A 12884-nucleotide genomic window follows, 5' to 3' on the forward strand; every position below is an offset into this window, starting at 1 on the left:
ATTACTGATCGGCCCTTGGCTGCACGGCTCGACGAACAAAAGCGGCGTGAAGATCGGCGACCTGACGTATCCCGAGAATGCCTCCTTCGCGATGGACGAGCACATGCTGCGCTGGTTCGATCATTATCTGAAGGGAGCTGATAACGGCATCGAGCGCGAGTCGCCCGTGCGCTATTACGTGATGGGAGCGCTCGGCGAGCAGGATGCTCCCGGCAACAAGTGGCGTTCCGCGCGCGACTTTCCTCCTCCGGCCGTCGAGTCGGGCTACTACTTTCACTCCGGCGGCAAGCTTTCGACGGCTCCTTCTTCGGTAGCCGCCGCACCGACGACCTTTCGGAGCGATCCCGCTCGTCCGGCACCGATCGTCGGCACCGCCTTTCCGGGTGCTCGCGATGCCGCGGCGTATGAAGCGCATCCCGACGTGCGCACGTTTTCCACTTCGCTTCTAACCGCTCCGGTCGAATGGACCGGCTTGGTCAAGGCCGAGATCTTCGTCTCGTCGACCGCGCCGGATGCCGACTTCATCGTGCGCGTGAGCGATGTGTATCCCGACGGCCGGTCGATCTTGCTGATCGACGGCGTGCGCCGCGCGCGCTATCGCGAGGGCTTCGAGAAGGAAGTGCCGCTGCCGGCGGGCCAACCGGTGAAGCTCTCGTTCGAGATCGGCTGGCTGAGCCAAATCTTCAATCGCGGCCATCGCATCCGCGTGACCATCGGCAGCACCGGGGCCGACTTCTACGAAGTGAATCCGCAAACCGGCGGCGTCTTCACGATCGACCCTTCCAAGACCACGGTCGTGGCCGAGAACGGGATCTATCACGATCGGCAGCGCGTTTCGCGAATCATTGCGCCGGTGGTTCGCGAAATCGCAAGTGAGTGACCGTTCTCGTATTCGCCACGATGCTCGAAGGCGTCGATTAGCCTGACGGGTTGACTCCGCCTAGTTCGCGGCGGAGTTCTTTGAGCCCTTCGACGCAAATCTCGAACTCGTCGCTGAGCCGTTCGAGGACGACGCCGGAGACCGCTTGTTCGCCCGACGCGGGGATTTCCGCCGCGATCGAATACGCCAGCTTCCCTTGCTCGCGGTAGTCGACGAACTTGTCGAAGCGGCTCTTCGTCAGCCGAACTTCGAGAATCTCCGGATACAGGCCGGTCCAAAAGAGGGTGAAGTCGCCGATGTGGCGATGGGCCTCGCGGCGAGCTTCGCCGATTCGCGCGTCGGCTTCGAGCTTCATCTCGCTCACTTCTTCGAGCCTTCGGCCGACGGGGCTCCGGAGCCGATAGATCGAGTCGAAATGAATGAAGCGGCCGAGCAGGCCGGCGACGTAGTCGACCAACGGAGGGTCTGCGAAGCCGAGCCGTGTTTCGAACACGTACTCGGTCAGACCGGCGAAGAAACTTGCAGGCGAAAGCTGCGAACGAATCGGATCCACAAGTCGACCTCCGGCGGGCGAGGGACGAAAGGGTCGGCGACTCCGAACATCGGGCCGTCGATAATCCTTATCGGCAAGACTCCCTACTTGAAGTTTAGGCAGCTATCCGAAATAGCTCAAGTTCGATCTTGCGAAGATCGCCGTTCCGATTGTGACGTCGAAAATACCGACAAACGGCTGACATACGCCGCATGGCGTAAGACCGCCGCAGGGATGGACAGCCGGTCTCGGCCCTAGCGCGCGGCCTTCGGAAACGCTGCGGCGAGCTCTTGGATATAGGCCGTCGCGCTCTTCAGCACCTCTTCGCGCGAGCCGGTTTCGGCAGCCGCCAACCTCCGCACCAGCGCCGAGCCGACGATCAGTCCATCGGCCGCCGGAGCGAGCAGCCGGACATGCTCGGGCGAGTTGATCCCGAAGCCGATGCAGATCGGCAGTTCGGTCTGAGTGCGCAGCCAAGCGACGTTTTCGACTAAGTCGGGGGGGAGTTGCGTCCGTTCGCCCGTGATGCCGGTGACGGAAACATAGTAGATGAAGCCGCTCGTTCGTTCGGCGATGCGCTTCGCACGGTCGCGCGGAGTCGTCGGCGTGACGAGTTGAATCAGGCTGAAATCTTCTTGCCGACAAAGCTTCGCAAACTCCGCCGATTCCTCGACGAGCAAGTCGGGCACGATCGCGCCGGCGATTCCCGCCCGCTTCGCCGCGGCGACGAACTTCGCCGGGCCGTGGCGATGGATGATCGCGTAGCTGACCATCGTCACCACCGGGCCCGAGAGACTCGGCACGGTGCGCTCGGCCATCGCGAAGATGTCGGCGAGCTTCACTTTCTTGGCGAGTGCCCGCGTGTACGAGGCTTGAATCACCGGTCCGTCGGCGATCGGGTCGCTATAAGGAATGCCGAGCTCGCACAGCTGCGCGCCTCCGGCCGACAGCGCCTTGAGTACGGAGGCCGTGAACTCGAGGTCGGGATCACCGGCCGTGACGAACGGCATGAGCGCCTTGCGGCCTTCGCTACGGAGACGGCGGAAAAGTTCGTCGACGGCAGACATAAGGGGAACTCAAAACCAGAAGTCAGAAACCAGAACTCTTAACTACGAACCACGCACCAAGAACTTTTCTTACATCTGCTCGCCTTTAAGTCGTGCCACTTCGAAGGCGTCTTTATCGCCGCGGCCCGACAGGCACACGACCACGATCTCGTCCGGCGAGCGCTGCGCGGCGATCTCCATTCCCTTTGCCAAGGCATGCGAGCTTTCGAGCGCCGGAAGAATTCCTTCGCTGCGGGCCATCGCGTCGAAGGCCTTGAGCGCTTCGTCGTCTTGGCAGTAGGTGTAGCGAACGCGCTGCGAGTCTTTCCAATAGCTATGCTCGGGCCCGACGCCCGGATAGTCGAGCCCGGCGGAGACGGAGTGAACGTCGGACGTTTGGCCGTCTTCGTCTTGCATGACGTAGCTGAAGCTGCCATGCAGCACGCCTGGGCTGCCGAACGACAGCGGCGCGGCGTGGTCGCCGGCAGTCGAGCTTCTTCCGCCGGCTTCGACACCGACCAACTCGACTTCCTTATGCGCGACGAACGGATAGAACATGCCGGCCGCATTGCTTCCGCCGCCGACGCACGCCACCACGGTGTTCGGCAACCGGCCGAACTGCGCGAGCGATTGCTCGATCGTTTCCCGGCCGATGACCGATTGGAAGTCGCGCACGATGACGGGAAACGGATGCGGCCCGACGACTGAGCCGATGATGTAGTGCGTGGTTTCGACCGACGACATCCAATCGCGCATCGCTTCGTTAATGGCGTCGCGCAACGTGCGCGAGCCGGTCGTGACCGGTCGGACTTCGGCCCCGAGCATCTTCATGTTGAAGACGTTAAGCTTCTGCCGGCGAATGTCTTCCTCGCCCATGTAGACGATGCATTCGAGCCCGAACCGCGCACAAGCGTTGGCCGTGGCGACGCCGTGCTGCCCGGCTCCGGTTTCCGCGATGACCCGCTTCTTTCCCATGCGGAGCGTGAGGAGCGTTTGGCCGAGCGTGTTGTTGATCTTATGTGCGCCGGTGTGATTCAGGTCTTCACGCTTGACGTAGATCTTCGCCCCGCCGCATTTCTTCGTGAGCCGTTCGAGAAAGTAGAGGGGGTTCGGCCGGCCGACGTAGTTCTTCAGCAGGTAGTCGAGTTCGGCGTGGAACTTCGGGTCGGCCTGCGCTTTCGCGTATTCGGCCGTGAGCTGGTCGAGGGCTTTCGTCAACGTCTCAGGCACATAGCGCCCGCCGAACGAACCGAATCGGCCCGCGGCATCGGGAACTTGAAGCGTCGACTCCAAAGCATCGACGGCTTCGGCGGCGTGTTCGGTGGCGGACATAGGCACTACCCTAGACGAACGGCGAGAACGTGGGAAAATCTGATTGTTGACCGCCGACTTCCGATGGTCAAGCGACCGGCGTCCGTGAACGATGCCGATCTTCGTCTCTTGCCGGAGCGTTTGGCATGCCCGAGCTACCTGAAGTCGAAACGATGCGGCGCGGCATTCTGTCGATCGTCGGGCGGAAAATCACGGCGATCGAGCGCACCCCTTGCCCGAGGAAGCCGATCAGCGTCGAGCCGGGCCTGCCGGCATTTCGCCGGCGCGCATTGGGGCGCAAAGTCGCGGCGATCGAGCGGATCGGCAAGCGTGTGGTCATTAAACTTGCGGGCGACAAGCAGAACGGCGGAGAGTCGATTATTCTCGAACCGCGCATGACGGGCCTCGTCCTCTTGGCCGATCCGCCGACGACCGAGCACCTGCGCATTCGGATCGCGCTCGACGACGGACGGGACGTGTACTACTGGGACCGTCGCGGGCTCGGTTCGGTTCGCTTGCTGAACGAAAAAGAACTCGCCGCCCGCTATGCCGACGGCATCCTTGGGCCCGACGCGCTCGCGATCACGCCCGACGACTTTCGCCTCCGGCTCGGCAAAAGCAAGCGAGCGATCAAAGTGGCGCTGCTCGATCAGAAAGCGGTCGCGGGGATCGGGAATCTTTATGCGTCGGAGATGTTGTTCGCGGCCGGCATCGATCCGCGCAAGCGTTGCACGGCGGTCAATCGCGATGCCTGGAGCCGGCTGTTCGAGGCGATGCGCCAAGTGCTCGAGACGGCCGTACGTTACGAAGGCTCGACCTTAGGCGACGGCACCTACCGCAACGCCTTGAACAAGGAAGGGGGCTATCAGAACCACCACCGCGTCTATGACAAAGAGGGAATCGCTTGCGTCCTCTGCCTGAAAACGCCGGTACGCCGGATCGTGCAGGCGCAGCGCGCGACCTTCTTTTGCCCGACCTGCCAAGGCTCGAAACCGCGGTAGATTCGAGTGTCTGAAAAGATCGTGTAACGGTCGGCCGTTTGATTGTCGGCGGCTCTGTATGCCGTCTCCCGCCTGCATCGCCCCACGCCATCGCACGTTCCCTTCGCCCAATAGAGCACCGCTCATGACCTCGATTCTTCGCTTGCTATTGCTGTCCGTTTCGGTCTTCGTGGCGACTTCTCCGGCGGCGGCGGATGAGAAGAACGTGGCGCAGGAAGAAGCGATCGCAGCCATTCGGAAAATGAAAGGGAACGTGAAGATCGACGACAAACGGCCCGGCAAGCCGGTCACCGAGGTCCACTTGTTCGGCGGCAAGACGAAAGGGATCGGCCTCGCACCTCTCACCAAGCTCCCCGAAGTCGAATGGATCGGCCTGCATCTCAGCGATATCACCGAAGACGATCTCGAATACCTCAAGCCGCTCAAGCTCCGCCGAGTCGGGCTCGCCGATATCAAGCTGACCGACTCCGGCCTCGCGCGGATCGAAGGAATCACTTCGATCGAGACGCTCTACCTAATGGAGAACCCGATCACCGACGCGGGCTTAGTGCATCTGCGCGGCATGACCAAGCTCAAGCTCTTGGCGATCGGCACGAGCAAGATCACCGATGCCGGAGTCGTACACCTTGCACCGTTGCAAAACCTCGAAGAGCTGCGATTGGATCGTACGGCGGTCACCGATGCCGGCCTGAAACACTTGACGAGTTTCACCAAGCTACAGCGGCTCAACCTCGAGGGCCTACGCGGCGTGCGCGATCTCGCGCCGCTGGCCGAGTGTAAGAGCCTCGTTTCGCTCAGCGTGCGCGGCACGAAAGTCGATGCCGCGCAAGTGGCGTCGCTGCAGAAGGCCCTGCCGAACTGTAAGATCGAATGGGACGCACCGAAAGACGCTCCTCAGCCTACGACTGCGAAACCGAAGCCGTAGGGTTCGGACCTCGCTGGAATCTCCCGTTTTCGCGTCGATTCGCGGCGGGCCAACCGTCGACGACCGGCCGATCGCCGCCTCGTTCGGCATTCCCCAATCTCGGGCGGCCGGCTACAATGCCGAATTCTTTCGCCGGGGGCTCGGCGAGCTAGTCGCGAGCCCGAACCGGCAAGCGTTTTCATTCCATTCGTAGCGAGATCCTCCGACCGTGTTACGCACCCACACATGCGGCCAGCTCCGCGCCGCCGACGTCGGCCAAGAAGTCACTCTTTGCGGTTGGGTCGATAGCTACCGCGACCACGGCCTGGGCTTGTTCATCGACCTGCGCGATCGCTACGGCAAGACGCAAGTCGTGTTCTCGACGAACCTCGACCCTGCGCTGCTCGAACTCTCGAAAACATTGCGGCAAGAGTGGGTCGTGAAGGTTGTGGGCAAGGTCTCGCCTCGGCCGGAAGGAACGACGAACCCGAAGCTGCCGACGGGCGAAGTCGAAATCCGCTGCACGACGATCACGGTGCTCAATCGGAGCTTGGTTCCGCCGTTTACGCCGGGCCAGCGAGACCTGCCGGGCGAAGACCTGCGCTTGAAGTATCGCTACCTCGATCTGCGCCGCGCAGAGATGCAGCAGACGCTCATCCTGCGGCATCGCATCGTGAAGACGATGCGCGACTACTTCGACGAGCACGACTTCCTCGAAATCGAAACGCCGATGCTCGGCCGGAGCACGCCGGAAGGGGCCCGCGATTATCTCGTTCCTTCTCGCGTGCATCCGGGCAAGTTCTACGCGCTGCCGCAATCGCCGCAGCTCTACAAACAAATTCTGATGATGGCCGGCTACGATCGCTATGTGCAGGTCGCCCGTTGCTTCCGCGACGAAGACTTGCGGGCCGATCGGCAACCGGAGTTCACGCAGCTCGACGTCGAGATGGCGTTCATCACGCAAGACGACATCATGGGGATCATCGAAGGCTTGGTCGGGCGCGTGGCGAAAGACGTGCTCAAGCTCGACGTCAAGCTGCCGCTCGCGCGAATGACTTACGACGAAGCGATGGAACGCTTCGGCCACGACGCGCCGGACCTCCGCTTCGGGCTCGAGATCGTCGACGCGACCGACTTGGCCGCGGCCTGCGACTTCCGCGTGTTCCGCGCTGCGGCCGATGCCGGCGAGAAGGTGCGTGGGCTCAATGCTAAGGGAGCCGCCGAAAAGTATTCTCGCAAAGCGATCGACGAAATCACGGAATGGGTGAAGCACGACTTCGGTTGCAAGGGAATGGCTTGGTTCAAGGTCGAAGCCGGCGGCACGCTCGCCTCGCCGATCGCGAAAAACTTCAAGCCGGAAGAGCTCGCCGCGATCGCCGCGCGCTTTCAAGCCGAGCCGGGCGACTTCATCGTCTTTATCGCCGACAAGTTCGACGTCACTTGCAAGGCACTCTATTCGCTGCGCAAGAAGTTCGGCGTCGAGCTCAAACTCTACGATCCGAAGGCGATGCACTTCTCGTGGATCGTCGAGTTCCCGATGTTCGCCTGGGACGAAGAATCGAAAGTCTGGGGCGCGATGCACCATCCGTTCACGGCCCCACGCCCGCAAGACTTGGAGTTCCTCTCCACCGATCCGGGCCGGGCTCGCGCCGTCGCCTACGATCTCGTCATCAACGGCTCGGAGGCCGGCGGCGGCACGATCCGCATCCACGATCAAGAGACGCAATCGAAAGTGTTCGGCCTCTTGGGCATCGACGAAGCGACGGCCAAGGAGCGCTTCGGCTTCTTGCTCGACGCGCTGCAGTTCGGCGCCCCGCCGCACGGTGGCATCGCCCTCGGGGTCGATCGCTGGATCATGCTCTTCGGCGGTCTCGACAACATCCGCGACTGCATCGCCTTCCCGAAAACGCAAAAAGCGGCCGACATGATGACGGAAGCCCCCGGCAACGTCGACACGAAGCAACTTCGGGAACTGTCGATTAAGGTCAATCAGGGTTAATTCCCGAAATCTTCACGGCCGGAAGCGCAAGCTCGAATTAGACTAGCGGTAGTGTCGACTGGAAGTGTCGACTCGTTCTGCGATCGCCTATCGAGGACTTGAGACGTGTTTCGCTTGCCGTGCCGTCGACCCGATTATCGCGATTATCTGCGCCGGCTTGCCGTAGCGTTCGCCGGCCTCGGTACCGTCGTGGCGATACCGCCTGCGCTCGCGGCGCAGGTGGCCGTAGGCCAAGCGACGGACGGCGCAGCGGCCGGCGAACCTAAGCCGACGCCGACGTTGAAGCCCGCCGATGCCGATGGCGACGGCAAGATCACGCGCGCCGAGTGGACTCGCTTCGCGCAAAGCTTTCGTCGCTTCGATGCGAATAAAGATAACAGCGTCGACCTGGCCGAGTTGTCGGCAGACGAGGCGGCGTCGAACGAACGGAGCGGCGAGTCGATCGTGCTTGTTCCTGTCGATACCAACGGCGACGGCAAGCTGAGCCGCGCCGAGTGGACGGCGCTCGCGGCGAGCTTTAAGCGGATCGATGCCGACGGCAACGGCGCGCTCGACCTTGCGGAGTTTCAAACGCTCGTCGACGCCAAGAACGCCGCGTCGAAACCAGGAGACGTCGCCGCGCTGCGAGCCGGGCTCTGGCGCGGAGCGATCGTCGAGAAGCGGGGGGAGAATCCGAACTCGGGCACACCGATCGAGCTGCTGATCGCCGGCAACCGAATCGCCGGTCGCGATCTGAGCAAAAGCAAGAAGGGGGACGAGCCGAACCTCGGCGTCGGCACGTTCGTCGCCTCGGGCAAAGCCGACATCGGCTACCTCGACGCGCAATACCTCGACGGCACGGATCGGATCTGCCTCGGAATCTTTCGCATGCAAGGCGACACGCTTTATTGGTGCGTCTCGAACCGAACCGGCCAACGCCCGGAAGATTTCGTCACCGCCAACGGCTTCTGGCTGATGATCTTGAAGCGCGTGCCCGACGAGAAATCGTCGGAATAACGTTAAGCCGTATCTGTTGCCTTGGCTCTGCGTGCTCGCTTACTTCTTCAGCTCCGCTGCGGTGGCTTGGTACTGGGCCCAAGCGGCTTCTTGCAGACTCTTGGCAATGTCGGCCGGAATGGCCGTCGGCGCGGCCAGCCCGAGCGGGCTTCTGCCGGTGACGACGCTATAGATGCCGCACGAATAGAGATACGAGCCCTGCAAGCCGGGATGCGCTTTATCGGTTGCGAACAGGCTTTCTATCTTTTCTTTCGCCGGATTCTCGCCGAGGTAGCGGAAGTAGGCTTGGCTCGCATCGACGATCGACACGTTCAATTCCTTGCCGATGTCGACGTGCATCCGATGCAGCCGCTCAAACCCTTTCGGAAAATCGCTGATGATCGAAGCGGTGCCGAAGAACACGATTTGCGCTTTGTGTTCTTGGACAAGCTCATGAAACTGGCGCGCGTAGGGTTGAAACGCCGGTTGCTGGGCGTTGTAGATTTCTTGCACGACGACGAAGTCCCACGGCGCGCCCGCACCGGGACCGGCGGCGATCATGCCGCGCGCCGTCGTCGGGCCGGTGCCGGCTTCCCAATGCGACTTCAACGACGCGCCCCCTTTCACGCAGCCGACCACCTTGATCGGGCGCGCTCCCTGATCGGACGCGGCCAAGTTTTCGATCAAGCGCTGCCCGACGATCGTCGGACATTGGCTGTTGCCGATCAGCAGCAGCGTAATCGGCTTGGCAGCCTCGACCTTCGTCGCGTCGTCGGCTGCTAGGGAAACAGACGCTGACGAGAATGCAACCAACCCTGCGAACGCCGCCGCAACGACCGCTCGAAAACTCCATCGGATGCCCATCGTAAGACTCGCCTCAAAGGTTGTTGCCGGTTACATCGTCGACACGGATTCTAGTTGGCAGCCGTGACGGCTGCGACCGAACCGTTCGAAGAAAACTCCTTGCCGTACGATAGCTTCGCTTGTGCGACGACGTCGGGCAAGCCTTGCACCGTGACGCTTGGCGGCGAGCTATAACCCGAGCCGGCGCTGGTGATGACGAAGCCCGTCACTTTGCCGTCCTTGAGCTTGGCATATCCTTTGGCCGGCGTGATCGGCCACGATTCGCCTCGGCTGCCGACGTAGCGATAGTAGTTCGACACTTCATCGAGCCGTTCGTTCGAGATGCCGAACTTGCCGAGCGCTTGCATGAGGGCCGCCTTGTTCTGTCGAACCTGTTCGGGCGCCGGTTCCGAGCCCGCTCCGGCCGGCCGCACCCGGCTGAACGCCTCGCGAAACACTTCCGGCGTGACGCCGAGCGCGCCGGCGATGAGCACCACCGGCCGACCCCGATCGCGCGGATCGGTCTCGTTGCCGCCCGAGAAGAGGAGCGGCGTTTGCGTGGCGCCGGGAGCAAGCGGCTCTGCGACGGCGGCATTCACGCGTGGTTGGCCTTGCGCCGGCGGAGCGCCTGCTTCGGGCGGTCGGCCTGCGCCGCGTCCTTGCCCCGGGCGAATTTCATCTTCGGTGAGGATACCGTCTTGGTTCTTGTCTAGCTGGGCGAGCGCAGCCGAAGCGTTCTTGATCTCTTCGGCCGAAAGCTTGCCGTCTTTATCGGCGTCGAGCGCTTCCATCAATTGCGAACGTCCCCCCGGCCCGCGCGGCGGCCCGTTGCGCTCCGATCCGTTGCGTTCCGGCGGACCCCCGGGCGGCCCGGCCGGTGGCTGAGCGACGAGCGTGGCCGCTGCGCCGGCGATAAGCAAAAGTCCGACGATCCATAACGGGCGTGGCATGAAAGCGTTCCTGAAAAGGCGAGGCGAGAAGTGCAAGGGAAGTGTGAGCATGAAACCCCGGCGGGCGAGCATCGTTCCGCCGGTATTACGAACTTCGGCGGAGTGAACTTCCGTTTTATACGTTGACCCGCCGAAGGTCGGAGCCGATATTGCTCTCCTACTCGGATCTTTGCCGAAGCCCCACCTGGGTCGTTGAATCCAACCGTATCGAACCCGCCCGGTATCGTACCTCACCGCGGGTCGGTAACGCCAATCTATCCACTCCCCGTTTGTCGGAGAATGTCCATGCCTCGTTTTGCCTCCGCATCGTTGCGAGCTTTGCTCGGTTGCCTCGCGCTCGCTCCCTGCTGGCTCGTAAGCATCGCCGGCGCGGCCGGGCCCGACACCCCTTTGGCGAAGAAGCTGGCCGGTGTGAAGTTCGACCACTATGCCGTCGGGCCGGGCTACTCGGAGGGGCCGACCTGGCGCGCGGGCGAAGTCTTCTTCTGCAGCGGCGGCTTGTTGCGGGTCGACGCGAAGAAGCAGGTCTCGAAGTATCTCGACATCTCGCCGGCCGGCACGGTGCTCAAAGCCGACGGCCATCTGCTGATCTGCGATAACAAAGCGAAGGCGATCGTCGATCTCTCGCCGGAAGGGAAGCTCGGCGTCGTCGCCGAGCGTTTCGAGACGAAAACCCTACGCGGCATGAACGACCTAACCGTCGACGCGCGCGGCAACGTCTACTGGACCGACCCGACCGATTCGACGCTGAAGAATCCGGTCGGCAACGTGTTTCGCGTTCGCCCCGACGGCCGCGTCGATCTGTTAACCACGGGCCTCGCCTTTCCGAACGGTTTGGAAGTCGATCCGGCGAGTAAGTATCTCTACGTGATCGAATCGCAATCGAAAAAGATTCTGCGCTATGCCCTGCCTGCCGACGATGAATTGCTCGGCAAGCCCGAGACGTTCTACGACCTCGGCGGCTCCGGCGGCGACGGCTGCGTCTTCGACGCCGAAGGAAATCTTTGGGTTGCCGATTTTCATCGTCCCGAGACGGGGCACGGGCGCATTCTCGTCTTAAGCCCGAAAGCGGAAGTGCTCGCGATGCTGGACTTGCCGACGAAGCTGGTGAGCAACATCGCGTTCGGCGGGCCGAATCATGATGAAATCTTCTGCACGACCGGCGACGCTCCGGGAGTGTTCCACGCCGCGGTCGGCGTGAAAGGTTTCGCCGGCCATCCGGGCAAAGCGATGCCGATCATCCGCTTGATCGACGTCGTGCCGCTGCGGGTGCATGCCGATGCCGAGACGCTCAAGAAGGTCGCCCTTACGGCTGCCGATGCGAAGCTCGTCGACGGCAAGTTCGACTCCGCGACGCGCGACGAATTGAAGTTGCTCGCCGCCGCCGGTCTGACCGATTCGCAAGTCCGCGCCGACTTGGAACAACTCATGGGCCCGCTCGAAACGGCAGCGGCTCGCTACGCGCAAGACAAATCGCTGCTGGCCGAAGTCAAACGCTTGAAAGGCACCGCGACGCTCGAAAGCTCCGCCCCCGCGTGGCTGCGGAGCATCGCCGGCGACGAAGCGCTGCCGGTCTTCGGACGGATCGTCGGCTTGGATTTGAACGAGCGGACCGACGGCCACAAAGCGGCGACGCCGAAAGCGCTCACCGAGCGCGTACACGATGCGTGGCTGTCGCAACTCGCCGGGCAAGACAAGCTGCGCACGCTTGAACTCTCCGGCACCGCCGTGACGAGCGAGGGGCTCGTGCATCTCAAGGATTTGAAAGCGCTGGAAGTGCTCAACATCTGCCTCACCGCTTGCAGCGACGCCGGCTTCGAGCATTTGGCCGAGCTCACGAAAATGAAGCGGATGGTGATCTGCGCCTCGAAGATTACGGGGAGCGGCTTCGCCCACCTGCAAGGGATGACGCAGCTCGAATCGATCAACTTACACTCGACCCCGGCGAGCGATGCCGGGCTCGAAGCGATCGGCAAGCTGCCGAGCTTGCTGCGGCTCGAGATCGTGCATACGTCGGTAACCGATGCCGGAGTCGGCCGACTCGGCGGGCTGGCGAAACTGCGGCAGTTCCATGTCGCGAGCCACGACACGACGGCCGCGGCCCTGGTCCCCGTCGTCGGGCAACTCAAGGAGTTGTACGAACTCGATGTGTATGAAAAGGCCGCGAGCAACGAAGCGATGAAGGAGATCGGCACGCTGCCGAAGCTGCGCATGCTCCGGCTCTTCGTCGGCACGTTCGACGACGTCGGGGTCGCACACCTTAAGGGGCTGACCACGCTGGAAGAGCTGGTACTGAATTCGCCGAACGTCACCGATGCGGCGCTCGATAGCCTGGCCGGGCTCACGAATCTGCGCAAGCTTCGACTCGACGGCACGCGCACGACTCCGGCAGGTAAGACCAAGCTCGCCGCGAAGCTGCCGAACTTGGTGATTACTCCTTAGA

General features: G+C 62.6%; 11 protein-coding genes. 6 read left to right on the top strand and 5 right to left on the bottom strand.

Annotated elements, in window-relative coordinates; genetic code table 11:
* Nucleotides 1-880: CocE/NonD family hydrolase (locus K8U03_24770; GenBank protein MCE9608112.1), on the top strand; the 880-nt coding region annotated here is incomplete at its 5' end.
* Nucleotides 881-917: 37 nt separating this feature from the next.
* Here the strand turns inward: K8U03_24770 and K8U03_24775 are convergent.
* From K8U03_24775 to trpB, 3 genes are all read right to left on the bottom strand, one after another.
* Nucleotides 918-1433 (bottom strand): hypothetical protein, encoded by a 516-nt coding sequence (locus K8U03_24775; GenBank protein MCE9608113.1) that lies wholly within the window; start codon nucleotides 1431-1433, stop codon nucleotides 918-920.
* A gap of 233 nt (nucleotides 1434-1666) precedes the next feature.
* Nucleotides 1667-2479, bottom strand: a complete 813-nt coding sequence (gene trpA, locus K8U03_24780; GenBank protein MCE9608114.1) for a tryptophan synthase subunit alpha — start codon at nucleotides 2477-2479, stop codon at nucleotides 1667-1669.
* A 69-nt stretch (nucleotides 2480-2548) separates the two neighbouring features.
* On the bottom strand, nucleotides 2549-3790 hold the full coding sequence (gene trpB, locus K8U03_24785) for a tryptophan synthase subunit beta (GenBank protein ID MCE9608115.1): 1242 nt from the start codon (nucleotides 3788-3790) through the stop codon (nucleotides 2549-2551).
* Between the two features lie 125 nt (nucleotides 3791-3915).
* Between trpB and K8U03_24790 the strand changes: the two genes are divergently transcribed.
* From K8U03_24790 to K8U03_24805, 4 genes are all read left to right on the top strand, one after another.
* On the top strand, nucleotides 3916-4770 hold the full coding sequence (locus K8U03_24790) for a formamidopyrimidine-DNA glycosylase (GenBank protein ID MCE9608116.1): 855 nt from the start codon (nucleotides 3916-3918) through the stop codon (nucleotides 4768-4770).
* Nucleotides 4771-4894: 124 nt separating this feature from the next.
* Complete coding sequence (locus K8U03_24795) at nucleotides 4895-5695, top strand: hypothetical protein (protein MCE9608117.1); 801 nt, start codon at nucleotides 4895-4897, stop codon at nucleotides 5693-5695.
* 208 nt (nucleotides 5696-5903) lie between these two features.
* Complete coding sequence (aspS, locus tag K8U03_24800; protein ID MCE9608118.1) at nucleotides 5904-7673, top strand: aspartate--tRNA ligase; 1770 nt, start codon at nucleotides 5904-5906, stop codon at nucleotides 7671-7673.
* Between the two features lie 105 nt (nucleotides 7674-7778).
* Nucleotides 7779-8669 carry an EF-hand domain-containing protein gene (locus tag K8U03_24805; GenBank protein ID MCE9608119.1) on the top strand — a complete coding sequence of 297 codons (891 nt, stop codon included), beginning with the start codon at nucleotides 7779-7781 and terminating at the stop codon, nucleotides 8667-8669.
* Between the two features lie 39 nt (nucleotides 8670-8708).
* On the opposite strand, the gene K8U03_24810 is transcribed toward K8U03_24805, so the two are convergent.
* Complete coding sequence (locus K8U03_24810) at nucleotides 8709-9512, bottom strand: hypothetical protein (protein MCE9608120.1); 804 nt, start codon at nucleotides 9510-9512, stop codon at nucleotides 8709-8711.
* Nucleotides 9513-9562: 50 nt separating this feature from the next.
* Nucleotides 9563-10441: a hypothetical protein gene (locus tag K8U03_24815; GenBank protein ID MCE9608121.1), complete on the bottom strand. Its 879-nt coding sequence runs from the start codon at nucleotides 10439-10441 to the stop codon at nucleotides 9563-9565.
* Between the two features lie 285 nt (nucleotides 10442-10726).
* On the opposite strand from K8U03_24815, the gene K8U03_24820 reads away from it, so the two are divergent.
* Entirely contained in the window at nucleotides 10727-12883 is a 2157-nt protein-coding gene (locus K8U03_24820) for an SMP-30/gluconolactonase/LRE family protein (GenBank protein MCE9608122.1), read from the top strand.
* Nucleotide 12884 lies beyond the last annotated feature (1 nt).

It is taken from the genome of Planctomycetia bacterium (genome assembly GCA_021413845.1).
Classification (GTDB): Bacteria; Planctomycetota; Planctomycetia; order Pirellulales; family PNKZ01; genus PNKZ01.

Bases quoted from the DNA above. Each gene is read 5' to 3' on its own strand.
- trpA (MCE9608114.1), bottom strand. From the start codon at position 2,479: ATGTCTGCCGTCGACGAACTTTTCCGCCGTCTCCGTAGCGAAGGCCGC.
- trpB (MCE9608115.1), bottom strand. From the start codon at position 3,790: ATGTCCGCCACCGAACACGCCGCCGAAGCCGTCGATGCTTTGGAGTCG.
- K8U03_24790 (MCE9608116.1), top strand. From the start codon at position 3,916: ATGCCCGAGCTACCTGAAGTCGAAACGATGCGGCGCGGCATTCTGTCG.
- K8U03_24795 (MCE9608117.1), top strand. From the start codon at position 4,895: ATGACCTCGATTCTTCGCTTGCTATTGCTGTCCGTTTCGGTCTTCGTG.
- K8U03_24810 (MCE9608120.1), bottom strand. From the start codon at position 9,512: ATGGGCATCCGATGGAGTTTTCGAGCGGTCGTTGCGGCGGCGTTCGCA.
- K8U03_24815 (MCE9608121.1), bottom strand. From the start codon at position 10,441: ATGCCACGCCCGTTATGGATCGTCGGACTTTTGCTTATCGCCGGCGCA.
- K8U03_24820 (MCE9608122.1), top strand. From the start codon at position 10,727: ATGCCTCGTTTTGCCTCCGCATCGTTGCGAGCTTTGCTCGGTTGCCTC.